At 50.4% G+C, this 21,690-nt stretch carries 21 protein-coding genes; 9 read left to right on the forward strand and 12 right to left on the reverse strand.

The genetic code is table 11. From position 1 onward, the window contains the following. Positions 1 to 165: 165 nt before the first annotated feature. The gene (galU, locus tag FTO70_RS05440) at positions 166 to 1,068 is read left to right on the forward strand and encodes a UTP--glucose-1-phosphate uridylyltransferase GalU (protein ID WP_304364407.1); all 903 of its coding nucleotides are present in this window, start codon (positions 166 to 168) and stop codon (positions 1,066 to 1,068) included. 114 nt (positions 1,069 to 1,182) lie between these two features. Here the strand turns inward: galU and FTO70_RS05445 are convergent, their stop codons facing one another. The 5 genes from FTO70_RS05445 to FTO70_RS05465 form a co-directional block, all read right to left on the reverse strand. Next, entirely contained in the window at positions 1,183 to 2,466 is a 1,284-nt protein-coding gene (locus FTO70_RS05445) for a UDP-glucose/GDP-mannose dehydrogenase family protein (RefSeq protein ID WP_255334693.1), read from the reverse strand. A 741-nt stretch (positions 2,467 to 3,207) separates the two neighbouring features. Continuing rightward, positions 3,208 to 4,647, reverse strand: coding sequence for a nucleotide sugar dehydrogenase (locus FTO70_RS05450; protein ID WP_255334694.1), 1,440 nt, complete (start codon positions 4,645 to 4,647; stop codon positions 3,208 to 3,210). 92 nt (positions 4,648 to 4,739) lie between these two features. Beyond that, positions 4,740 to 5,675 (reverse strand): UDP-N-acetylglucosamine 3-dehydrogenase, encoded by a 936-nt coding sequence (locus FTO70_RS05455; RefSeq protein ID WP_255334695.1) that lies wholly within the window; start codon positions 5,673 to 5,675, stop codon positions 4,740 to 4,742. A gap of 99 nt (positions 5,676 to 5,774) precedes the next feature. Next, positions 5,775 to 6,857, reverse strand: a complete 1,083-nt coding sequence (locus tag FTO70_RS05460) for a DegT/DnrJ/EryC1/StrS aminotransferase family protein (RefSeq protein ID WP_255334696.1) — start codon at positions 6,855 to 6,857, stop codon at positions 5,775 to 5,777. A 150-nt stretch (positions 6,858 to 7,007) separates the two neighbouring features. Then, on the reverse strand, positions 7,008 to 7,676 hold the full coding sequence (locus FTO70_RS05465) for an acyltransferase (RefSeq protein WP_255334697.1): 669 nt from the start codon (positions 7,674 to 7,676) through the stop codon (positions 7,008 to 7,010). Positions 7,677 to 8,080: 404 nt separating this feature from the next. Here FTO70_RS05465 and FTO70_RS05470 point away from each other — a divergent pair, with 404 nt between their 5' ends. Continuing rightward, positions 8,081 to 9,679: a glycosyltransferase gene (locus FTO70_RS05470; protein WP_255334698.1), complete on the forward strand. Its 1,599-nt coding sequence runs from the start codon at positions 8,081 to 8,083 to the stop codon at positions 9,677 to 9,679. A 68-nt stretch (positions 9,680 to 9,747) separates the two neighbouring features. Here FTO70_RS05470 and FTO70_RS05475 read toward each other — a convergent pair whose 3' ends face one another. Together FTO70_RS05475 and FTO70_RS05480 are read right to left on the reverse strand one after the other, a co-directional pair. Continuing rightward, positions 9,748 to 10,305 (reverse strand): metal-dependent hydrolase, encoded by a 558-nt coding sequence (locus FTO70_RS05475; protein ID WP_255334699.1) that lies wholly within the window; start codon positions 10,303 to 10,305, stop codon positions 9,748 to 9,750. 125 nt (positions 10,306 to 10,430) lie between these two features. Beyond that, complete coding sequence (locus FTO70_RS05480; RefSeq protein WP_255334700.1) at positions 10,431 to 11,135, reverse strand: (5-formylfuran-3-yl)methyl phosphate synthase; 705 nt, start codon at positions 11,133 to 11,135, stop codon at positions 10,431 to 10,433. 129 nt (positions 11,136 to 11,264) lie between these two features. Between FTO70_RS05480 and FTO70_RS05485 the strand changes: the two genes are divergently transcribed. Both FTO70_RS05485 and FTO70_RS05490 read left to right on the forward strand, forming a co-directional pair. Then, the gene (locus FTO70_RS05485; protein WP_255334701.1) at positions 11,265 to 11,981 is read left to right on the forward strand and encodes a HisA/HisF-related TIM barrel protein; all 717 of its coding nucleotides are present in this window, start codon (positions 11,265 to 11,267) and stop codon (positions 11,979 to 11,981) included. Between the two features lie 136 nt (positions 11,982 to 12,117). Further along, positions 12,118 to 12,426 (forward strand): hypothetical protein, encoded by a 309-nt coding sequence (locus FTO70_RS05490; protein WP_255334703.1) that lies wholly within the window; start codon positions 12,118 to 12,120, stop codon positions 12,424 to 12,426. Between the two features lie 94 nt (positions 12,427 to 12,520). On the opposite strand, the gene tmk is transcribed toward FTO70_RS05490, so the two are convergent. Then, positions 12,521 to 13,135: a dTMP kinase gene (tmk, locus tag FTO70_RS05495; protein ID WP_255334704.1), complete on the reverse strand. Its 615-nt coding sequence runs from the start codon at positions 13,133 to 13,135 to the stop codon at positions 12,521 to 12,523. Positions 13,136 to 13,398: 263 nt separating this feature from the next. Here tmk and FTO70_RS05500 point away from each other — a divergent pair, with 263 nt between their 5' ends. Both FTO70_RS05500 and FTO70_RS05505 read left to right on the forward strand, forming a co-directional pair. After that, positions 13,399 to 14,061, forward strand: a complete 663-nt coding sequence (locus FTO70_RS05500) for a DUF166 domain-containing protein (RefSeq protein ID WP_255334706.1) — start codon at positions 13,399 to 13,401, stop codon at positions 14,059 to 14,061. A gap of 134 nt (positions 14,062 to 14,195) precedes the next feature. Continuing rightward, entirely contained in the window at positions 14,196 to 14,612 is a 417-nt protein-coding gene (locus FTO70_RS05505) for a DUF2111 domain-containing protein (RefSeq protein WP_255334707.1), read from the forward strand. A 144-nt stretch (positions 14,613 to 14,756) separates the two neighbouring features. On the opposite strand, the gene FTO70_RS05510 is transcribed toward FTO70_RS05505, so the two are convergent. Then, positions 14,757 to 15,587 carry a F420-dependent methylenetetrahydromethanopterin dehydrogenase gene (locus FTO70_RS05510; RefSeq protein ID WP_255334709.1) on the reverse strand — a complete coding sequence of 277 codons (831 nt, stop codon included), beginning with the start codon at positions 15,585 to 15,587 and terminating at the stop codon, positions 14,757 to 14,759. A 406-nt stretch (positions 15,588 to 15,993) separates the two neighbouring features. Here FTO70_RS05510 and serB point away from each other — a divergent pair, with 406 nt between their 5' ends. The 3 genes from serB to FTO70_RS18015 all read left to right on the forward strand — a co-directional run bounded on the left by serB (position 15,994) and on the right by FTO70_RS18015 (position 17,992). Beyond that, positions 15,994 to 16,701: a phosphoserine phosphatase SerB gene (gene serB / locus FTO70_RS05515; protein WP_255334710.1), complete on the forward strand. Its 708-nt coding sequence runs from the start codon at positions 15,994 to 15,996 to the stop codon at positions 16,699 to 16,701. Between the two features lie 48 nt (positions 16,702 to 16,749). Further along, positions 16,750 to 17,607 carry a coiled-coil protein gene (locus tag FTO70_RS05520; RefSeq protein WP_255334712.1) on the forward strand — a complete coding sequence of 286 codons (858 nt, stop codon included), beginning with the start codon at positions 16,750 to 16,752 and terminating at the stop codon, positions 17,605 to 17,607. A 220-nt stretch (positions 17,608 to 17,827) separates the two neighbouring features. Next, positions 17,828 to 17,992 carry a DUF2149 domain-containing protein gene (locus FTO70_RS18015; protein WP_369694338.1) on the forward strand — a complete coding sequence of 55 codons (165 nt, stop codon included), beginning with the start codon at positions 17,828 to 17,830 and terminating at the stop codon, positions 17,990 to 17,992. An 89-nt stretch (positions 17,993 to 18,081) separates the two neighbouring features. On the opposite strand, the gene FTO70_RS05530 is transcribed toward FTO70_RS18015, so the two are convergent. From FTO70_RS05530 to FTO70_RS05540, 3 genes are all read right to left on the reverse strand, one after another. Continuing rightward, positions 18,082 to 19,221, reverse strand: a complete 1,140-nt coding sequence (locus FTO70_RS05530; protein ID WP_255334714.1) for a radical SAM protein — start codon at positions 19,219 to 19,221, stop codon at positions 18,082 to 18,084. A gap of 105 nt (positions 19,222 to 19,326) precedes the next feature. Beyond that, the gene (locus tag FTO70_RS05535; RefSeq protein ID WP_255334715.1) at positions 19,327 to 20,484 is read right to left on the reverse strand and encodes an NAD(P)/FAD-dependent oxidoreductase; all 1,158 of its coding nucleotides are present in this window, start codon (positions 20,482 to 20,484) and stop codon (positions 19,327 to 19,329) included. Between the two features lie 64 nt (positions 20,485 to 20,548). After that, a complete protein-coding gene (locus tag FTO70_RS05540) occupies positions 20,549 to 21,490 on the reverse strand; it encodes a UbiA prenyltransferase family protein (protein ID WP_255334716.1) in 942 nt (313 codons plus the stop codon). Positions 21,491 to 21,690 lie beyond the last annotated feature (200 nt).

Here is a 21,690-nt window from a genome sequence, read left to right on the forward strand (position 1 = left end):
TAAACATAGTAGATCAAACATAGCAGATTAAACGTAGCAGATCAAACGTAGAGATCAAATATAGAGATCAAATATAGAGATCAAATGTAGTAGAGTAAACATAGTATAGCAAACATATAGATCATTGCCTGATTTGCAATATTTCCCTTCACCGGAGTGTCCATCTTGAAAGTAAAGAAAGCAGTCATCCCGGCTGCAGGCCTTGGGACCCGTTTCCTGCCTGCTACCAAGTCCATGCCAAAGGAAATGCTCCCGATCATCGACACGCCCGTCATCCAGTACGTGGTAGAGGAGGCCATAGCTTCGGGGATCGAGGATATAATCATCATCACTGGAAGAGGAAAGAGGGCCATAGAAGACTATTTCGATGAGTCTCCCGAACTTGAGATGCACCTTGCAAAAAAGCACCAGACTGACATGCTGAAACTGGTCCGGGACATCTCTTCTCTTGTGGACATCCACTACATCCGCCAGAAAGAGCCAAACGGCCTGGGTGATGCGGTCCTCAGGGCAGAAAACCATATCGGAAACGAGCCCTTTGCCGTGCTCCTCGGAGACGACATCATCGTAAACAGCCAGCCCTGCACAGCCCAGCTTATTGACAACTTCGAAAAATATGGGCGTTCCACGATAGCGGTGGAAGAGGTGCCCTATGAAAAACTGAGCAGCTACGGGATCATAAAGGGCCGCCCCCTGGAAGACCTCCTCTACATACTCGAAGACATAGTGGAAAAGCCTGCTCCCGAAGCCGCCCCCTCAAACATAGGGGCAATCGGGCGCTACGTCTTTACCCCCGAGATCTTTGACTGCATCAAAGAAGCCGGTTCAGGGGTCGGAAACGAGATCCAGCTTACGGACGGGATCAGGGTCCTTAACCAGTCCCAGACCATCTATGCCTGCAAATTCAGGGGAAAACGCTTTGATACCGGGGACAGGCTCGGGTATGTAAAGGCGATTCTGGACTTTGCCCTGGAAAACGATACCCTCCGGGACGACGTGCTCGAATACCTCGGAGAAGTCCTGGCCTCTCAAACCCCTGCCCCGGAAGCACAGGCCAAGGAAAAATAAGCCCGGGCATGGAACCCGGATTAAGGAATTGGGTAAAAGGAATAGAGGGGAATTTAAAAGAGAGGAAGGGAAAAGAGGGAAATTTAAAAGAGGGAACGAGGTTCTGCAGGTCTTTTACCAGCAGAGTCCTTCGTAATCCACGTTTTTCGCCTTGATGACCCTTCTTCCGTCGATCACTATTTTTTCTTTCATGCCCTCGAATTCGGAATCAAGGGTTTTGAACTCTTCCCACTCTGTCATCACCAGGCAGGCTTCGGCGTCCTTCAGGGCTTCGGCTGCGCTTTCGAAATACTCGATTGTCGGGAAGACTTTTTTCATGCTGTCGGCAGCCATGGGGTCGTAGGCGGAAACTTTTGCCCCCAGCCTCAAAAGTTCGGCAATGACGGGGATCGCTCTTGATTCCCTTATGTCGTCGGTATCGTTCTTGAAGGCCAGGCCCAGGACTGCAATTTTTCTGCCTTCCGGATCTCCGATTTTTTTCTGCAGCAGTTCGGTCATAAGGAGGGGCTGCTTTTCGTTTACGGCAATCACGGATTCCAGAAGCACGGGAGAGTACCCGATATCCTTTGCTTTTCCTATCAGGGCTTTTACGTCTTTGGGGAAGCAGGACCCCCCAAACCCGGCCCCTGAGTTAAGGAAGTTCGGGGAGATCCTGAAGTCCTTGCCCACAGCCTGCATGACTTCGTAGGTGTCAATCCCCATTTTCTTGCAGATGTTTCCTATCTCGTTTGCAAAGGAAATCTTGGTCGCCAGGAAGGAGTTGTTTGCGTACTTGATCATTTCCGCAGTCCTGGGAATCGTGCGGGTGACCTCACAGCCGAAGTCCCTGTAAAGTTCCGAGACCAGGTCTCCGGCTTTCCGGTCGATTGCCCCGACAACGATCTTGTCCGGGTGCATGAAGTCGTAGACGGCTTTTCCTTCCCGCAGGAACTCGGGGTTCATGGCAACTCCCAGGTCTTTTCCGGCTTTTCTCCCCGATTTTTCTTCAAGGATCGGGAGGACGACTTTTTCCGTAGTCTCGGGCACCACCGTACTCTTTACCACCACAACGTGGTACCCTTCTTTTTCTTTCAGGGCAGCCCCTATACTGCCTGCCGCTGCCCGGACGATTGAAAGGTCGATGCTTCCGTCTTCTCCCGAAGGGGTCCCGACGCAAATAAATGAGATTTCAGTTTCTTTTACCGCAAACTCGTAGTCAGTGGTTGCAATGAGCCTCTTTCCGGCATACTTTTGCAAAAGCTCCTCTAACCCTTCCTCATAGATCGGGGGGACTCCCTTATTTATCTGCTCCACTTTTTTCTCATCTACGTCCACGCAGACTACTTCATGCCCTGCATCGGCAAAACATGCGGCAGTGACCGAACCCACATACCCTGAACCTATTACCGAAACTTTCATTGATGTTCCTCTTTTTGTCCGAAAGTCGGGATGTATTTGAAAACCTTTCTTCCATATTTTTCGTTACGTTTTTTTACCTGTACCCAGGCTTCTTTTTCCCTGTACTCAGGCTTCTTTTAATATGAATGCTTTACTGAGTATCCCTGTTTCCCGGAATTTGAAAGTAGTTCTATTGAGCACATAGTTACGTTAATCGCCTTTAAATTATTTACTTCCTTATATTTTATGGCCTCAAATTTCAGTGCATTTCAGTATATTTCAGTTATTTCAGTGCATTTCAGTATATTTCGGGGCATTTCAGGGCAATAAAACAGGCACCTGGGGTTTTGGGGCATGCCAGGCCCGGGGTTTGCTTCACTCCGGTGTAATTCTGTGCCAAAAGCTGCAAACCTTCTCCGGGCAGGCAGGCCGTGATGGGGTGTGAACCCTGGACCTTGGGCCCGATCCCTTAGCTTGATCCCCATGCCCGATCCTCCTGCCTGATACTTTAACCCAATCCCTTAGCTTGATCTCCTGCCTGGTCCCTTAACTCGAACCCGATTCCCTAACCAGGGAGTTCTGAGCTTTCCGGTTTTGATGCCTGTGTTGAGGCCTGTGGTTTTCTTCTCTCCGGTCCTGAGCTCTTTTCATGAACATCATTAAAAAAAGGCGAGCTGCTGCTGCAGCTGAACTAAGTTTTACAAGGGTCTCCTGGTGTCTTCTAAGGCATTTTATAGCCTTTTAATGCTTTTTAATGCTTTTTTATTTTAACTCATGCCCGTTTTTGTCTCCTCTCCCTATCCCCCGGTACACGAACCCTGCCTCTATAAAAGCGTCTGGGTCAACCACGTTCCTCCCGTCCACAACTACGGGACGGGCTTTTTCCATAAACTCTTTCAACTTTTCAGGCCCAAGGGCGAAGTACATGCTGTGCCCTGTGAAGACCACGGCTGCGTCCGCATTCCTTAAAACCTCTTCCGGCTCCTCCGAAATCTCCACTCCCGGATAGCTCCGGACATACGGGTCGTGCACCGCTACTTTTGCTCCGGCTTCCAGGCAGAGGTCCCTGAAAGGTTCCGAAGGCGTGTTCCGCGCGTCGTCCGAGTCCTTTATAAAAGCCCAGCCGAGCATGGCAATCTTTGCCCCTTCCATCTTTTTCCCTGCCTTCTCAAGGGCTGCGGCGGTCAGGTTGTACATGTGCAGCGGCATGAAGTCATTAACCTTTCTGGCAAGCACATAGATCGAGTCCGCAGCTTCAGGGTAGTCCAGGGCGTTTCCTGCAAGTTTGACCCCCCTTTCCAGGTGGTAGGTGTCCTTGGTCAGGCAGTGGCCTCCTACCCCGGCTCCGGGCCAGAGGACGGCTCGCGTGATACCTTCGCCTTTGAGGCTGTCCACCCCGGTCCTCACATCGTAGACGTTTATGCCCATGGCTTCGCAGTAGAGGGCAAGCTGGTTGATAGCTGCTATCTGGAGGTCCCTGAAAGTGTTCTCTGTAGTCTTTGTGACTTCGGCTGCGGTGGCAGACATCGGGATAACCTTTCCCTTAGTGAGCACGGGGGAATACAGTTCCACGGCCCGGGCAGTGCTGGCTTCGTCAATGCCGCCAACGATCCTGTCGTGTTCCCTGATGTTTTTCAGGAGTCTGCCCACCATCACCCTCTCGGGGGCGTGGGCCAGGGCAAAGTCTTCCCCTGCTTTAAGGCCCGATTCTTCCTCCAGGATCTGCTTTGCCATGCCTGTAGTTGTACCGGGAGTGATGGTGGATTCCAGCACCACGAGCATTCCAGGTTTGAGGTATTTCCCTGCCTTGCTGATGCCTTCGACAAGGGCGGAAAAATCAGGCTCCAGGTCTTTTTGGTCCTTAAAGGGCGTCTGGATTGCCAGAGTGACTGCATCAAGTTCGGATATCCTGGAAAAATCGGAGGTGCATTCGAACTTCCCGGCAGCGACAACCTTATTTAAAAGAGGCTCAAGCCCGGGCTCCTCCCCTTTAAGCGGGCTTTCCCCCCGGTTTAACATCTCTATCTTGTGTCCCGAAGTCTTTGAGTCGCGCTGGAAACCCAGCACCTTCTCAAAACAGGGGGCATCTGCAAAAAGCACTGCTGCGGGAATTCCCACATATCCCATTCCTATTACCCCTATCTTTTTGATGGGGCCTCTTTTTTCAAGGAGGGCTCGGAGTTTGCTAGAGGACAAGTCCATGTAACCACTTCAAACTGTTGGATTTCCGGTTGGATTTTTGATCTCAATCATCAGATCTCAATCATCAGATCTCAATCATCAGATCTCAATCATCAGATCTCAACCATTCTTTCTTCCGTGTAAGACCGGATTGCAGCCATTGCCACTTCCAGGGCGTGCTTACCCTCTTCTCCTGAGGGTTTCGGGCAGGTGCCGTCCCGGGTACAACGGATGAAATGGGAAAGCTCTTTTTTCAGGGGCTCGGATTTCTCCACCCTGGCTTTCCTGATCCAGCCGTCGTCGTGCAGTTCCACACTCTGTTCCAGGTAGTCCAGATAAGCCACCCCCTTCAGGCCCACAGCCGTGAGTTGCCGGATTTTATGTGGGGTGAGCCAGTTTGTCTCCACAAGGCCCGAGTATGCATGGTTCAGGCGCAGGTGGATGCTTGCATGGTCTTCAAATGAATGTATGTCGGAACCGGCCACGGCATAGACCTGGTTTACCTTCATTCCGTAGAGGTAGGAGATGATATCGATGTCGTGCACCCCTATGTCCAGGATTACCCCTACGTCCCTTATTCTGGGGTTATAAGGCCCGACCCTCCGGGCTGAGATGGATACGATTTTGCCCAGGGCGCCCGAATCGATTATTTCCTTTAGTTTCAGGACTGCGGGGTTGAACCTCTCTATATGCCCAACCATCAGGTGCCTGTCGGTTTCCTCAGCCGATTCGATCATTGCGGCTGCATTTTCGATGCTGTCGGCAATGGGCTTTTCTACAAGCACGTCAACTCCGGCCCGCAGTGCATCAAGAGCTATCGGATAGTGCAGGGTGGTGGGGGCTGCAATGCTTACTGCATCGAGCTCAAGTTTTTCAAACATTTTTCTATGGTCTGCAAAAGGTTTTGTTTCATACCTGTCTGCCAGTTCCCTTGCCCTGGAAACGTTCGGGTCGGAAATCCCGAAAAGTTTTACGTCTTCCATTTCACTGTAAATTCTGACATGGTTCTCCCCCATGTAACCCGTTCCAATGACTCCTACGCGTATCAACGCTTTTTACCCCCCTAATATTTTTCCATGTTCCGGGTTTCCCCGTCCAATTTTCCGGAATTCCTGCAAAAATGAATCAGGACACCACAAATCCGGTTTTCATTTATCAGTAAAGAAAGCTGTGACTGTTTCTACTATTTTTTCCAGGTCGGTTCCCGAAACCCCAGGATGCACGGGCAGGGAAAGCACTTCTTTTGCAGCTCTCTCAGCCTCAGGCAGCATGTCCCCGTATCCGAGCTTTTCGTACAGGGGCTGGGTGGGAATTGTTCCAGGATAATGGACTCCGCTCCCTATTCCCTCTTCTCCCAGGAAGGCTGCCAGCCTGTTCCTTTGCTCAACCCGGACCGTATACTGGTGGAACACATGGGTACACCCTTCTTTCACCGAAGGGGTTTTAATCCCCGGGAGCCCCGAAAACCCACGGGACAGGAATTCCGCATTCTTCTGCCGGCAGGCGTTGAAACTGTCCAGTTTTCCCAGCTGTACAAGCCCTATTGCCGCCGAAAGGTCTGTCATGCGCAGGTTATACCCGAGCACATCGTGCAGGTACCTTGCTTTTGAACCGTGTGCCCGCAGCAGCCTTGCTTTTTCTGCAACCTCCCTGTCGTCGGTTGTGAGCATTCCTCCTTCTCCCGTGGTCATGTTCTTTGTAGGGTAGAAGCTAAACGCCCCTGTCCCTAAACTCCCTACCTTCTTTCCCCGGTATTCCGCCCCGTGCGCCTGGCAGGCGTCTTCTATTACGGTGAGCCCGTAGTCCTCTGCAAGCTCCAGAATCGCTTTCATTCCCGCAGGGTGCCCGTAAAGGTGCACCGGAAGGACGGCTCTGGTTTTCGAGCTTATTTTCTCCTGGATCTTTTCAGTGTCAAGAGTGAACGTTTCGGGTTCGATGTCTGCAAACACGGGCTTTGCCCCCGTATACAGGACAGAGTTTGCACTTGCAACAAAGCTGAACGGCGTTGTCACAACTTCGTCCCCTTTCCCTATCCTGTGGGCAAGCAGGGCGCAGTGCAGTGCAGCCGTTCCGGAATTCACGGCAACGGCATGTTCACATCCCACATACCCGGCAAATGCCTCCTCAAATTCCGCAACTTTCGGGCCCTGTGCGAGAATCCCCGAACGCAGAACCCCCTGGACAGCCTCAACCTCTTCTACCCCTATTTGAGGCTCTGCAATACCTATCATTCTAAAAGTATCCCCCTATTTGAATAAATATTATTACAATATAAGTTTTAGGTTTATACTAAAATTATTTCTCAGTGGTCTTTCCCTGGCAGCAACCCCTTACTGTCCATTTAAATTGAAATTCCGGCCCCTATTTTTCCGGTATTTTACTCATATCCTGTTCAGCTTTTTCAGGTCTTCGGGCAGCTTCCTGATTTCTGCAGGGACTCCTATGGCAAGGCTCCAGGGGGGTACGTCCTTTGTTACGAGAGCGCCTCCTGCAACCATTGCCCCCTCCCCTACCTCAACACCCGGAAGAAGGGTTGCGTTGGCCCCGATTGAAGCCCCTTTCCGGAGTACGGGCCCTTTTAGTTCGTATTCCTTCCGGATAGGGTATTTGTCATTTGCAAGCACGGCACAGGGCCCGATAAACACGTTGTCTTCGATCAGGACATTGGTAGGGATGTAGGCGTTTCCCTGGATGCTGACATTGTTTCCGATTTTCACGTTCCCGTCAATGATCACGTTGCTCCCTACAAGTACATTGTCCCCTATTTCGGTATTCTCCCTGATCATCGCATTGTGCCCGGTTTTGAAATTTCTTCCGGTTTTCACTCTTGAAAAAATAGTCGTGCCGGGACGGATTGCTGAGTCAGGGCCTATTATGCAGCCCTGGAAGTCATGTTCTTCTATTTCTTTCCCAAGCTCCATTATTTCCTTGAGGATCCTGAATTCTGGATACCCGAGAATAGTATTTTCCAGGACCAGGCTGTTTTTGCCGATTACGGTGGAGCCATATATTTTTGCAGATTGATGTATTCTGGCAGCGGATGAGTCCATTTCTACCCCTCGTTATTTCTACCCCTCGTTAAATGTATCTAAGGAGGAGATATAATACTTTTCTGCTGTTAAGGGAACCGGTGCAGGCCCGGGGAGATGTCAATTCCTGAGAACCGGTCCTTAGAAGGCGGGCTGCAAATACTGCCTTTGAGCCTGGCTAAGGGACACCTTCTGGATTTTTGCTCTGATTTCCCGGATCTCATGGTCTCCTGTCCCTCTTTTTCCTGATGCCTCTTTCTTTGGGGGCCGGATATCCCTAAAAAACTTTCTTCTATATACTTTAAACTTTATATTATATTTTTGTTTATTTATTTTTTATATGATAGCCTTTAATATTTTTGCATTTATATCCGTAAGGGGGGTTTTATATTCATATGTACAGGTACCAGGGGAGTGAATAGGGTATGTCTTCAGCCCTTGCTATAGGACTTCATTCTCTAATCTCCGATCCTATAAATATAGTGTCGTCTTCGTCCCAGCTTTCCGATAGGCTGATAAGGCATGAACTTACGGTCGTGATCCCGGCTTTTAATGAGGAATCTTCCATCGGCAGTGAAGTTTTGCTTGCGGCAAGTTATGCTGACCGTGTGCTTGTGCTTGACAGGGGTTCTACTGATCGGACTATGGAAGTTGCGGCTCTTGGGGGGGCAAGGGTCGTACCTCTTAACGGGGGAGAGGAAGCGCTTCTCAAGTCTCTTTACAGGGCTTCCCTTGATTCGGAACTTGTGGCGCTCATTTATCCGGAGTGCATGCAGGACATAGACTTGCTGTCTCACGTCCTTGAGCCTCTGAGACAGGGCGGCTGTGAACTTTCGGTGGGTTCCTGGCCGTGCAGGCTCTCATGCGAACTGGAAAACGTCATGCTTCTTAACGGGAAAAAAACTACCAGGGATAATGTGGGCTTTCTTGCCGTAACCGCGGCTTCACTCCAAAAACTCAGTTCCGGCCAGGAGAACCTGTCTTTAAAAGCTCTGCTCTCTGCCGCAAAAGCGGAAAACCTGAAGATTAATTACATGAGCTTTGAGGCGGACCCTCTGTTCAGGAAGCTTGAAAGCTGCAGGATCGGAGTTGTGGTGCCGGCCTACAATGAAGAACTGCTCATCGGGGATACTCTGAAGGGGATTCCGGAGTATGTGGACAGGATTTATGTGATCGATGACGGAAGCACGGACCGGACAGGGGAGGTCGTGAAAAGTTCCGGAGACCCCAGGGTCGTGTATTTCCGCCATGAGGTAAATAAGGGGGTAGGGGCAGGGATAGTTAACGGGTACAAACTGGCCTTAAGGGACGAAATGGATGTAGTTGCAGTTATGGCCGGGGATAACCAGATGGATCCTGCCCAGCTTCCCAGGCTGCTTTTCCCTATCCTTGAAGGGGAGGCAGACTACACCAAAGGCAACAGGCTTCTCTCCGAAGATTTCATGGTCGGGATGAGCAGGTGGAGGTCTTTTGGGAACCTGCTCCTCAGCCTGCTGACGAAGATCGGGAGCGGGTACTGGCAGGTCATGGACCCCCAGAACGGCTATACAGCCATTTCCAGGCGTGCGCTCGAGGTCCTTGAGCTGGACTCGGTTTATCCATACTATGGCTACTGTAACGACCTGTTGATCAAACTGAACGCTTTCGGAATGAGGGTTATGGACGTGGTGATCCCGGCCCGCTACGGCAGGGAGAAATCGTCCATAAAATACAGCAAATATATCCTCAAGGTCTCACCCATGCTTTTCAGGGGCTTTCTCTGGAGGCTCAGGGTCAAGTACACTGTCCTGGACTTCCACCCGCTGGTTCTCTTCTATGTGGTGGGGATGCTTGCCCTGCCTGCGGGCATGATCCTTGGGTTCCTGATCTTTTTACAGTCACTGCTGCAAAACCCTCTTCCCTCCTACTACACCATGCTTGACCTCTTCATGCTGGGCATGGGGGTACAGATGCTTCTTTTCGGGATGCTCTTTGACATGCAGGCCGAAAAGAAAAGGAGTGAAAGTGGTAGAATTGATTTTTGACGTGTGAGACGGGAAGCCCGGTAAGGGCATTTTCATCTCACCGTTTTTATGATTCTTTTTTATCTCACCTATTTTATCAAGAATCCATTTTTTTTCATTAACTTGCTGCTTTTCATTTTCAGCCTTACGTAACTGGCCGTAAACAGCAGGGTAATCCCAAGCCCTATTATTTCGGACGCGAAAACCCCTGCATAAACCGGGTCATAAGCACGGCCGAGAATTACCATGAAGTACTCAAGAAAATTCCCGTAAATCGTGTCCTGTGGAAACCCCCAGCCAAAAAGCGGCCAGAACAGGACTTCGGGGCTGTTCCAGATCCGGTCTTCGAGCAGGTGGCAAAAAGAGGCTCCTGCAAGGACCAGGGGAAGTGAATACAGTTTCCTCCGGTAAACTAAATACCCTGCAAGGCCTAGCAAAATCACGAAGAGCAGGGTATGGGCAAAAATCCGGCCGCTTCCGATAGTTTCCGCAAGGATTATCCTTCCCAGGGGCTTATCGATGAAGTCAGGACAGAGCGACCCAAAGGCAACCAATTGGTAATCGAACCTGAAGTTTTTTTCAGGAAATAAATGGTCCAGTGAATAAAAAATCCCCAGGGTGATTCCTATATGCCCGAAAATGAACATCGGGTTTTAAAAAAGCCTTTTTTTTATAACATATCTATTTGTTTATAATGTTTGTTGAGCCGACCTGCCGAAATGACCTGCCGGCACAAAGTTCAGGTTTTCTTATTCAAAACTCGTGAAATATTTCAGGCTTGGCACTCACTTACCAGCTTTTCCACAAGCTCCTGCCGGATGACCGTGCTCCGGTCTCCGCCGCAGACCATGCCCCTGACTCCTATAATATCGGGTCCGATCCTTTCGAGTACGGGAAGGTCCTCGAATTTCAGGGAACCGGCAATTGCAACTTCAAGTCCGTGTTCGTGGGCAAGTTCCGCAAACATGGTAAGTTCTTTTTCGTCCATGAATTCAAAGGTGGATTTTCCGTCCTTGACTCCGGTGTCCACCATAACCACATCTGCCCCGGCCTCTGCGGCAACTGCGGGGAGCAGCATGGGAGAGATCGAATTGATGCGTTTGTAGTCCGAATACCCGGAAGCAACTACCTTTTTCGTGGGGTCGTAATCCTTTACAGCCTCTGTAATTCTGGTGAGCAGTTCAAGAGCCTGGGCTTCGGTCTGGATGTCGTACAGCCCCACCTTGATGTAGTCTGCCCCGGCAACTGCTGCCCCCAGGGCTGCAAGGGAGGCGGTCCCGGGCTTGTAGTTGAAGTCTCCTATGGTTGCGCTGATAGGTTGCCTGCCGTTTACGGCTTCTTTTACTTCCCTGATGACCCAGGGGAAATTGGCTCCGAGGGAACCTTCTTTAGGGTTTTTGACGTCAACGATGTCTGCGCCGCCATTGGAAGCGATGACCGCTTCTTCCCTGTTAATTGGACTTACAAGCAGTTTCATATAATGCCTCTTATAAAATATCTCTTATAATGCCGTGGGATTAGATTTCAAATAATGAATATTTTTTCTTTTATACAATGCATCTTATTTTTATATTTTTTTATAGGATGATGTAACTATGGGATAAGTATGTTCCGAGTAGTTTTTGTAATGGACATATTTAACCGTAACGTGGTTCTTGCAAAAGGAGGAGTCCGGGAACATTACCGTCCCGTTTCGGATTCCAGCAGCGTGTGCTCCGGTTCGGACCCACTGGAGATCGTTGGGGCTCTGCAGCCCCGGGAAGTCTACATTGCCGACCTCAATGTACTGCAGGGCAAAGGCTCCCCTGACATAAATGCGGAGGTAGTCAGGGCCGTGAGTTTGAAGGCGGACACAATGCTTGATTTCGGGGTCTCGTCTCCGGAAGGAGCAAAAAGAGCGTTGTCTATTGCGGGCACGGCAGTCGTAGGCACGGAGACCGGCACATTTGCATCGATCCGGGAAGCGGCTTTTGAAAATCCGGGGAGGATAAGTGTCAGCATTGATATGAAGCACGGAAAAGTGCTGAAGCAGGACCCTGAACTCCCGGAAGACCCCTTCGAAATCGTAAAGATGCTTAACGGGCTTCCCCTTAAAGACCTCATTTTCCTTGACCTTGACAGGGTCGGGACTGCTTCCGGGTTTGATTCTGAGTTCCTCAAAGAACTGGCCGAACAATCGGGACACAGCGTGCTGCTGGGAGGAGGAGTCAAGGATATGGATGACCTTTTTACCCTTGATAAGCTCGGAGTCAGGGGCGCTCTGGTAGCAACAGCTGTTCATTCGGGCGCTGTCTCTCCGGAAGTGCTGAGGTCAGGGCTTTAAGGAGTTTTTTTGAGGCCCTGGTTGGGTGTGTAGTCAGGGTGTGTAGGGACTGATAGGGACTATATAAGATCTTGAGTATCATTTATATGAGATCAGTTGATTTCATCTTAAACACAGATTTCATGAGGTTTACAGCATGGCAAAGAAGAAAATAACCGAGGAGATCATTGAGGAGAGTACCGAGGAGAGTACCGAAAAGAGTACCGAAAAGAGCGTTGAGGAAAGCTCTGAGGAAAGCAGCGGAGACGGGTATGTGGAAATAAAAATGGGAGGCGGATGGTACATGACTGTTTCCCTTGCTCACAGCGACCGCTTCGAAAAAGAATACGTCGAACTCGCAAAAGAGCGGGGGGGCGTAAAAAAGTCCCGGTTCAACCTGAACCCCTCCCATGTCAGGATGCTCGGGGAAGCCCTTATCAAATTTGCAGATGACAACGGGCTGTGACCTGTATACCTCTGCCCCAGGTAGTCTCTTAAGGTCTTTCAGGGGGCTTTTTTTCCTTTTATCTTTCTTTTTTCTCTCCTTCACTCTCTGTCAATTACTGCCGGAGAAATTCCAGGAGTTTTTCCACCACTTTCCTTTCCACGGCTTCCTGGGGTTTGCTGGCATCTATTATCATGAAACGTTCGGGCTCTTTTGCGGCAAGTTTCAGGAAGATTTCCCGCACTCCCCTTAAAAACTCGATTTTTTCGAACTTTGTCTGCTCTCCCCTCTTTCCACAGCGTTCAACTGCGGTTTCGGGTTCTATGTCAAAGAGGAATGTCAGGTCAGGGACAACGGTCCAGCCCCTGTGCAGGTTCCTGACCCATTCAAGGGGGTTTTCCATGCGGGTTTTCAGGGTCATACCCTGGTAAGCGTAACGGCTGTCCGAGTAGCGGTCCGATATTACGGCTTTTCCGTCCTCAAGGGCGGGCTTTACGAGTTTTGCCAGATGTTCGGCATGGTCGGCGGTAAAAAGGAAGAGTTCGGCAAGCTGGTCGGTGTCCGACTGGATGGCCTGTTCAACTGCATCCCCGGTCAAAGTCCCGCGGGTGGGTTCCCGGGTAAATACCGGGTTAAGTCTCAGGAGTTCCGGGTTTTCCTGCAGTTTTCTTGCAACCGTGCTTTTGCCGGAGCCGTCAATGCCTTCAAGAGTTATCAGTTTGCCTTTCATACGACCGCCGTTTTCTTCTTTTTCTTTTTCTTCTTTTTCTTCTTCTTCTTCTTTTACAGGGTTTTTACTGAAATGCTTTTTGTTATTTATATCTCTATGTGGGGTTTTTCCCCGGGGCCGAAGGAGGGGCCGAAGGAGAGGCCCAAGAAGAGACCAAAGGAGAGGCCAAAGGGAGGCCGAAGAGGGGCCGAAGGAGGGACAGACGGCCGAATCCGATATAAAATAAGCACCTATATATACAATATCAAAAATAACTTACAGTAATGACTGTAATCGGAGTTATCACCCGGGGCAAATACGGGCACCGGTTGATTGAGGCCGTCAGGGAACACAGTGATTTTTCGGTTGTTTCTACCGACCTGCCTGAGTTTGTGCCCGTGTTCATTGAGGAGCCTGATGAATTTCTGGAGAACCTGAATTTTGACCGGAGGGTATTTTCGGCTGAGATAGTGATTACCTATTCCCTGCATCCGGACCTTACCTCTGCAATTGCCAAACTTGCAGCCAGAGCCGGTGTACGCTCTTTGATCGTGCCGGGCGGGCCTTCCAGGGCTTCCATTCCGGAACTTGAAAAGATCTCCGCAGACTCTGGCATGGACATTGAAGTGGACGAGATCTGCTGTACTCTGGAAGCCAACGCCTGCAACCGGCCCTTTGCGGATATTTTCGGGTCTCCTGTCCTGAAAGTAAAGACAAAGGATGGAAAAATTGCCGGGGTTGAAGTTATAAAAGGCGCACCCTGCGGAAGCACCTGGCACATGGCAAAAGAACTCGTAGGAGTTCCCGTAAAGGACGCCCCCCCTAAAGCCGGGCTTATTGTCCAGCAGTACCCCTGCCGTGCGGTCCGGGGGGAAATGGGCGGGATCCATATGTCCGGGGAACTGCATAAGCAGGCGCTGATAAAAGCACTTGAAAATGAGGAGTGACTATATATTCTTTGAAAAAATATCTTCTATATATGGCCGGTTTTTTCGTGGGGTTCGGTTTTTTCTGAGAATTTGCCGGCTTTTCTACCTGCACAGGTTATTAATGCCGTGCCGGGGGTGAGAACATTAAATCCATGACAATATCCGAAGACTCAGGGCCTGAAGAACTCGAAGCAATAGCATTTGCCGTGCATTCGCTGGTGGGGCTTCCAACCACCATCCGAAGTCTCAAGCGAAAGGGGCTTCGCCTGGAAAAGGGAAAAATCCTTGACAGGGACTACACGGGCCCGATACTCGAAGAGGTGCTCAGGACCAACAAAATCGCACATGAGGTCCCCAAAGAAGGCATGTACAGGGGAAAACATGTGGCAGTTGCTCCCATCCGCTCAAAGGAAGGCGAGGTTGTTGCAGCACTCGGGATAGTGGACCTGCTGGCAACCATTGACCTCTCTGTTGTCTTCCAGGGATACCCTTCCGTACTGGAGGAAGTCGAGGAAGCAAAGAAGTGTGTGGAAGAAAAAAAGCTTGAATCTGGTGAAGAACAAATCTGAGTAATAAAAGGGATGTATTCTCCTGAATAAAAAAAGGGATGTATTATTGGAGGGTTTTGTCCCTTGCTTGATTAGCCCGGGACAGTTTCCGGTTTCCTCCAATTAAGATCCTTATTTTAATCCTTGAAAGACTTTTTCCGGTGTTTATTCCGGCTTTTCGTACAGTCCGGTCTTTTTCAGCAGTCTGCCGTCCTTTGCGTGGGGCTGCCTGAAGACTGTGTCGTTGGATTTCTCGATTTCCCTTGCCTGGGTTGCGAGCTGGGCAGCGGCTCCCATGATCTCGTGTCCGGCTGCGGCTGTAAGGCATACCTGTTCTATGTCCTTTAACATGAAGCAGGCAGGGAAGTTGACCTGTGCGACTTTTTCAGCCATGTGCAGGGCAGCAAGAGCTTTTGCTTTTGCATAGGGGTTTGCAAAGCCTGTGTGCTCTACGCATTTTTCGGCTTTTGCGAAGATGTGGGGGAGTTCGAGTTCCTTCCCGGATTTCCCGGAGGCTACCTGCTCGGTTACCCTGTCGAGTTCTTCCTGGATAAGCCTAACAACACCGCAGATTGAAAGCACTTTCATTGCATCGGAATTGAAAGATGCCATCTCTACGGGGTCCAGGAACTCTCTCTTTGCTCCGATGAGGGGGTCTATTGGCAGGATAATATATCCGAAGCCTTCGTCTTCAAACGCCTGGCGGGCTTCCTTCTTGGTGGGGCCGTCAGAGACCACGATGCAGGGTGTGTCTTTCCAGAGTTCACGGGCGGCAGTCGGGCCCGGAGCCCCTGCGTTCGGGCTGATGATGACTACAAAGTCAGGGTTCCACTGCTTGAAGCTTTCAGTGTCTGCGGCTTCAGCGGGGCTCATCTTGGCGCCTGTCCCGAAAACGCGTACGGTGATTCCCTCTCGTGCTGCAATTTCATCCTGGATCAGGTTGATAACCTGACTCATTCCCAGGTTGCCCAGTTTTAAGAATCCTATGTTGACCATTTTTTCAAAATCCTGTGTTGACCTTTTAATCAATATTGGAATTCCCATAGGGTTTATAATCCTTTTGGAGATTCCCTCTTCTTATCAACGATATTTTATAAATATTCTTCCTATTTATAATGATTATTCGGCACATTCTCCCTCCCCTCCGAAAAGCTTAAAAGGGATGTGATTTATTTCAGTCAAAAACGTTGAGATCAATGCTGTTGTTTTGTGGTTTTGTTTCTGGCAAAATCCATATTATGATTTGAAATAGCTTTCTCCGTTGGTGGGCTTTTAATGTCAGGGCAAATATGTTACACTAATCTGCGGGGGTACCTCTAAAGCGGTACTTCGGGTAGTGTGCCCTTTTTCGGGAAATGGTCCCGGTATATATCTATCATCATCAGGTCCAGGTTTTGATTGAGTGAACTGTCCTACGCATATTTCCAGTGAATGTAAGCTGATCGTTTTTGATATGGATAGCACCCTTATAGACGCTGAGACTATCGATGAGCTCGCCAGGGCCGCAGGTGTTGTAAGCAAAGTGGAGGAGATTACGAAGAGAGCGATGAGTGGAGATCTCGATTTCGGGCAGTCGCTTGCCGAAAGGGTCGGCCTCCTTAGAGGTCTTTCCCTTGAAAATGCCCTGGCAGCGGTGGACCGGATCCCCTTTATGCCGGGAGCAGCAGAGCTGGTTCGTTATGTCAAGGAACTGGGTTATAAGACTGCAATGATTTCTGGCGGATTTACCATCTCAGCTGACAGGGTCGGAAAGGCGCTTAATATCGACTTCGTGGTTTCCAATGAATTGCTTGTGGAAGACGGCTGCCTCACGGGTGAGGTAATCGGTCCAATCACAAAAAGTGATTCCAAAGCAACGGTGTTTGAGGAACTGGCCCGAATCAACGGGGTCAGGCCTGAACATTGCGTGGTTGTCGGTGACGGCGCAAACGATGCCTGTATTTTTGAACGGGCAGGGTTTGCAATAGCTTTTAACCCCAAGCCCATTCTGAAGGAATATGCGGACGTGGTCATAACCAGAAAAGACCTCAAAACCATAATTCCTATCCTTGAATCTCTTTCTCATCCATCTCGTAACCAGGCACAGCATGTCGACAACGAACAGGAATGAGCTACTAAAATGCCAGCTTTTTTGCTGGACCGGGAGGTACAATAAGAGATGCTAAAAGAACTGCAGAAAAAAAGAACTGATTTAAAGACCATTTCCGAGGAATCCAAGGAAAAAAGGAACTCTTTAAATGCAGAAGCAAGCACCCTCGCTGCAAAGCGCAACGAGCTGAACAAGAAGACGAAGGACCTCATCAACGAAGCCCAGGAACTTAAGGTTGCCAGGGATGAAATCAACGAGAAGGTCAGCGAATACAAGAACAAGCGCGACGATACCAATGCCAAGGCAAATGAACTGTTTGCAAAGGCCGATTCCATCAGGAAGCAAAACAACCTGGGTGGCCCCTCGATCAAGGCCCTTAGGAAGGACATCGACCGCCTTGAGTTTGCCCAGCAGACCGAAGTGCTGAGCACCAGCAAGGAAAGGGAACTCGTCGGCAAGATCACTCAACTCCAGAAGCAGTATCATGTTAAAAAAGTCCAGCTCGAGAACAACCTCGAACTGAAGGATATCCTGGACGAAGCCCAGAAGATCCGCGACGAGGCTTCTGAGTTCCACAATGAGCTGGCAGAGTATGCCCGGCAGGCCCAGGAATACCATGAGAAGATGATTGCCGCTTTCAAAGAAGCTGACAAGACCAGGGCAGAGTCGGACATCGCCCACAGGGACTTTGTAAAAGCCCAGGAAGCAGCTGACGAGCAGCATAAGGTCTTCATCAATGCCCAGAAAGAAATCAGGGAAATTGACAAGGAACTCTTCAAGCTTAAGAAAAAGGACAAGGACGGTAAGTCCCGCGTTGTCAAGTCCGAACTCCAGAAAGATGCCAAATCCATCTTCGAGAAGTTCAAGGGCGGCGCAAAACTCACCACTGAAGACCTGATGACTCTTCAGAGATCAGGCCTTGTTTAATCCAGATCACGGATATTTGCATCCCTGAAGATATTTAATTTCCGTAGCAGGTGCAGGCTTTAACCTGCATCTCTTTTTTTCCTTTGAAATTTTTCCGGTTTAGCCGGAGCTGTGGCCTTTTCCGTTGCCCTGCTGGTAGTCCTGGTCACGCCTCAACCTCCCCCTAACTCCTTAACCCCGAAGAGGACATAACCATCGTGAAAAACCCGGGGGCCCAGATATGAAGATCATCATCAAGGAAAAAGGGCAGCCAATTGAGGTCCTGAACATGACCAACAATATCGGCGGGGAAACCGGAGAAGCCCTGGGGACGGCCTACAGGCTGGCAGACGGCAGGGTGATTTACGTCCCGGAAAACGGGGAAGCGAATGAAACGGCTGCATAATGCCTTTCGTTTCAATCCCGTACGATAATCAATGCTATATTTGTCAATGCTATATTTGTCAATGCTATATTTGTCAATGCTATAATTTTTCAGTCCGAAAGTTTCAGGTACTTTTCCCTGAATTCCGGGTCCCTCATCAGGCAGGACTTTGCATTATATGCGGTGTCCCTCCTGATCTTTTTCCATACGTCCTGTATCTTATCTGTATGGACGTTTCCGTAAGGGATGGGGATGCAGGCGCAGGGGAGGATGTTTCCTTCGGGGGTGATGTGCAGCCATTTCCGGCCTGCCATGCAGCCTGTGGTCCTCATTACCTGGGGGATTGCAAAGACCCTCGGGCCTTCTTTTTCCCTTGCCCTGGCCACGAAATCGTCAAATTTTCTCAGGTCTTTGGGGGTCAGGATCTCGGTTGCGTGTTCCATCCACCTGCCCGTGGGCACGATTTCGTAAAAGGAGAGTTCGTGGACGCCGAGTCCTGCGGCAAGGGCGTAGATTTCGTCAAGCTCGTTTACGTTGTCCCTCGAAAGCACCACGTAGATGTTTACCAGCAGCCCGGCAGCAAGCCCGTTTTTGACGGCGGATACCGCACTTTTAAAGACCCCTTCCCTGCCCCTCACGTAATCGTGCTTTTCCTCAAAGGCGCTGTCAAAACTGACGGTCAGGGAGTAGAGCCCGGCAGCTTTGAGGCTCCTGGCCCGCTCTTCGGTCAGCCCGACCCCCGAGGTGAACATGCCGGTGATGGCCTTTTCGGGGTCCACGTACCTTATAAGGTTTTCCAGGCCGGGATAGGTCAGGGGTTCGCCCCCGTCAAAGATTACAAAGGTCGTGCCCATCTCAAGCACCTGGTCGATTGCGGCTTTCACGGTTTCGGGGGCAAGTTTCGAGCGGTTTTTCGTGTCCGGAAGGGCGCAGTGAATGCAGTTGTTCGGGCAGTCCTCGGTAATGGAGATCGTAACCTGGTCAGGGACCATTTTCCCGAACATTGCCAGGAGCTGGCTTCTTACCAGGCGGTCAAAACCCGGCCCCGGGATGGGGGGCATCCAGGTAGAATAGATCAGCCGGCCGCCCTCCACTTTTGCAGGCTTTTCGCCTTCGAAGATAGAGAAGTTCCCTGAAACGGCTTTTTTCATGAAGGGGGACGCTATCCCCCCGGTCTTCATCCGCAAGCGCCCGTTTTCTATTTCGGCATAGGCCCTGAAGAGGGGGTTTTTGTAAAAATCGTACTGCATGTCTTTTCCGGTCCCTGGCTTTTCCTGCTTTTCTTGTGTCTGTCCTGTCCCTGTTTTACTTTTCCCGTTTTTTGTTTATTCCGGTTTCCGCTTTAAATAATGGGGTCATTTGTTCCTGAGAAGTGCCCTGTACTTGAGCATTGCCGTGGGGTTTTTCTTCAGCATGAAGAAAAAGACCTGTGTTGCCTGGTCAAAGGCACTGCCGTGGATAAAAGAGAGGTCTTCTTTTTCAAAGACTTTTGCCATGTCGTCAATTTCCCGGTCCGTCATCTTCCTGAGGGTCTCAAGCCCTATCCTGCCAATGTAGTGCTCGGTCTTAAACTCTTTTTCCCAGGTCTTCCGGTATTCCGAGAGGGCATGTTTTGAGACGTCGCCTTTTTTGACTGCATCTGCTGCCACGTCCCCGCAGATCTGCCCTGCCCGCATGGCATAGCCGATCCCTGACTGCCCGGCTGCGCCCCCTACAACCATTACCCCGTCGCTTATGTACTCGTTCGGGATGGTCACGATGGGATCTCCTCCTGCAAGTTTCCTTACGACTTCAAGCTCTTCTATGCCCTTGAGTTTCTTGAAACGCTCAACCCAGGCATTAAGGTAGGGTTTTGCGTCCTTCCCGCACCTGCGCACATAGGCCCCGATTGCGGCATTATCCCCTCCCCTGGGGGCGTAGGTGGTCTTCCAGCCGGGGGCGTGGTTTCCCACATAGTACTCGAACATGTCCTGTTCCCCGAGGCCAGGGGCCCGGACTTCCATTTCAATGCCCCAGGCGATGTCTTCCGGGTGTTTCATGGTCTTTAAGCCAAGCAGGGATGCCATCTTTGAATTGATCCCGTCGGAAATGATCACAAGCTTTGACCTGAACACCCCGTCCGAACTGCTGACTGCAAATTCTCCCCCGTCCTTGAGGATATTGAAAGTTTCTATCCCGGTGCGGAGGTTAACACCTGTTTTTGTGACTTTCTCCGCATAAAACCTGTCAAACTTCGTCTTGTCAATGGAGTATCCCGGGGTTTCCACCACTATCTCGCGCTTTGAGGGCGAAATGATGCGCATGCCTTTGAGGTTGTGGACCACGTATGAAGGGTCTGCCTTTTCTCCGCATCTGTCAAGCATCCCCTTGAAAAAAGAGTTTGCCGGATGGGGGGGATGCCCGATCTCTTCTTTTTTTTCCAGCAAAAGGACATCCGCGCCTTTTTCACAGGCATTCCGGGCAGCCATCAGCCCTGCCGGAGATGCCCCGATTACAATGATATCCGCATCCATTCTTTCCTATCCTTATTAAGCTTTAATTTCTCCTTCTGCCTTAAGCATCCGTTTATTAGGGTTTTTACCAGAGGATGGAGGTGTAAGCTCCAAGATATATGCACAGCATAACGTCCAGGATCATGGACCCGAACATGATTGCCCTGTAGTTCGAGCCGTTCAGGAAGAGCCTGCCGCCCCGCTCCGGTGTGGGGTTCCTGATAAAGTCAAAACACTGGGCAAGCATCCAGAGCCCTGAGGCAAGGGCACCTGCGAAGTACACGGGCCCCAGTCCGGCTGACCAGCCTATGATAACCGAAGCTATGACTCCCACGATCCACCAGAAGGTAACAAACCTGGCGGTAAAGGGGATGCCGAAGGTAACTGGCATGGTCGGGGCACCTTTCAGCCTGTCTCCCTCCACGTCCCGGGCCACGCCTCCCAGGGTAAAGGCCCAGTCCGTAACGCACATCATAAGCCCGAAGCAGACGCCTGCGAGGGGCAGGATAACCCCGTCACTGCCTTTCAGGACCCCTGCAGGGTCAAAGGCCAGCCAGATCCCCACAGGCACGAGCCCGTAGGAGATGCCCACAGGCAGGAAGCTCAGGAAGGTGTTCCGCTTTGCAAAGATGGAGTAGATGGTTATGGTTGCAGCTGCGATAAATAGGACTACAAGGGATTCCGGGTTCAGGTACAGGGCTGCTGCGCCTGCGATTAATAGAAGAAAGAGGGCGTACCCCATTGCCGAGTTCCTTGAAATTTTCGAGGAGGGCAGGGGCCTGTCCGGAATGTTGATGGTATCAATGTCAATGTCGAAGCAGTCATTAAAAACGTATGAACTGGTGATGGCCGCAAAGCCTCCGATAACGGCAATAAGGAAGGGAAGGAATTCAGGGAGCCCTCCGGTTGCCAGGTAGGAAGCCAGGATTGCACTTGCGGCGGGGAGGGTCAGGTCCATGTAGTAGAGTTCGGGTCTCAGCAACCGGAGATAAGGGCTGAGTTCCCCTATTCTTGCTGTAAGGGACATCTTTTCACCTGTGCTTTTCTGGTTTGTATCCGGGGTTTGTTATGTTAGGGGGTTGTTTTTAAGGGTGGTGTGGGATTTCGGGGATTTCTTTTTTGAGAGTAGGAGCAAGTCCTATTAACGTTCGCATATCAAAAAAGTTTTCTTTTTTATCCTTTTTAGAAAGGTGGGTGTCCGCAGGAAGGGCCTCTTCCTGCAGGCGG

It is taken from the genome of Methanosarcina sp. KYL-1 (assembly GCF_024372725.1).
Taxonomy (GTDB): domain Archaea; phylum Halobacteriota; class Methanosarcinia; order Methanosarcinales; family Methanosarcinaceae; genus Methanosarcina.

Coding starts and splice junctions, on each gene's coding strand:
- FTO70_RS05505 (WP_255334707.1), top strand. CDS start 14,196: ATGACAATATCCGAAGACTCAGGGCCTGAAGAACTCGAAGCAATAGCA.
- FTO70_RS05480 (WP_255334700.1), bottom strand. CDS start 11,135: ATGAAACTGCTTGTAAGTCCAATTAACAGGGAAGAAGCGGTCATCGCT.
- FTO70_RS05530 (WP_255334714.1), bottom strand. CDS start 19,221: ATGCAGTACGATTTTTACAAAAACCCCCTCTTCAGGGCCTATGCCGAA.
- FTO70_RS05485 (WP_255334701.1), top strand. CDS start 11,265: ATGTTCCGAGTAGTTTTTGTAATGGACATATTTAACCGTAACGTGGTT.
- FTO70_RS05500 (WP_255334706.1), top strand. CDS start 13,399: ATGACTGTAATCGGAGTTATCACCCGGGGCAAATACGGGCACCGGTTG.
- FTO70_RS05490 (WP_255334703.1), top strand. CDS start 12,118: ATGGCAAAGAAGAAAATAACCGAGGAGATCATTGAGGAGAGTACCGAG.
- FTO70_RS05510 (WP_255334709.1), bottom strand. CDS start 15,587: ATGGTCAACATAGGATTCTTAAAACTGGGCAACCTGGGAATGAGTCAG.
- FTO70_RS05465 (WP_255334697.1), bottom strand. CDS start 7,676: ATGGACTCATCCGCTGCCAGAATACATCAATCTGCAAAAATATATGGC.
- FTO70_RS05535 (WP_255334715.1), bottom strand. CDS start 20,484: ATGGATGCGGATATCATTGTAATCGGGGCATCTCCGGCAGGGCTGATG.
- FTO70_RS05520 (WP_255334712.1), top strand. CDS start 16,750: ATGCTAAAAGAACTGCAGAAAAAAAGAACTGATTTAAAGACCATTTCC.
- FTO70_RS05540 (WP_255334716.1), bottom strand. CDS start 21,490: ATGTCCCTTACAGCAAGAATAGGGGAACTCAGCCCTTATCTCCGGTTG.
- FTO70_RS05445 (WP_255334693.1), bottom strand. CDS start 2,466: ATGAAAGTTTCGGTAATAGGTTCAGGGTATGTGGGTTCGGTCACTGCC.
- FTO70_RS05450 (WP_255334694.1), bottom strand. CDS start 4,647: ATGGACTTGTCCTCTAGCAAACTCCGAGCCCTCCTTGAAAAAAGAGGC.
- FTO70_RS05460 (WP_255334696.1), bottom strand. CDS start 6,857: ATGATAGGTATTGCAGAGCCTCAAATAGGGGTAGAAGAGGTTGAGGCT.
- tmk (WP_255334704.1), bottom strand. CDS start 13,135: ATGAAAGGCAAACTGATAACTCTTGAAGGCATTGACGGCTCCGGCAAA.
- FTO70_RS05475 (WP_255334699.1), bottom strand. CDS start 10,305: ATGTTCATTTTCGGGCATATAGGAATCACCCTGGGGATTTTTTATTCA.
- FTO70_RS05470 (WP_255334698.1), top strand. CDS start 8,081: ATGTCTTCAGCCCTTGCTATAGGACTTCATTCTCTAATCTCCGATCCT.
- FTO70_RS18015 (WP_369694338.1), top strand. CDS start 17,828: ATGAAGATCATCATCAAGGAAAAAGGGCAGCCAATTGAGGTCCTGAAC.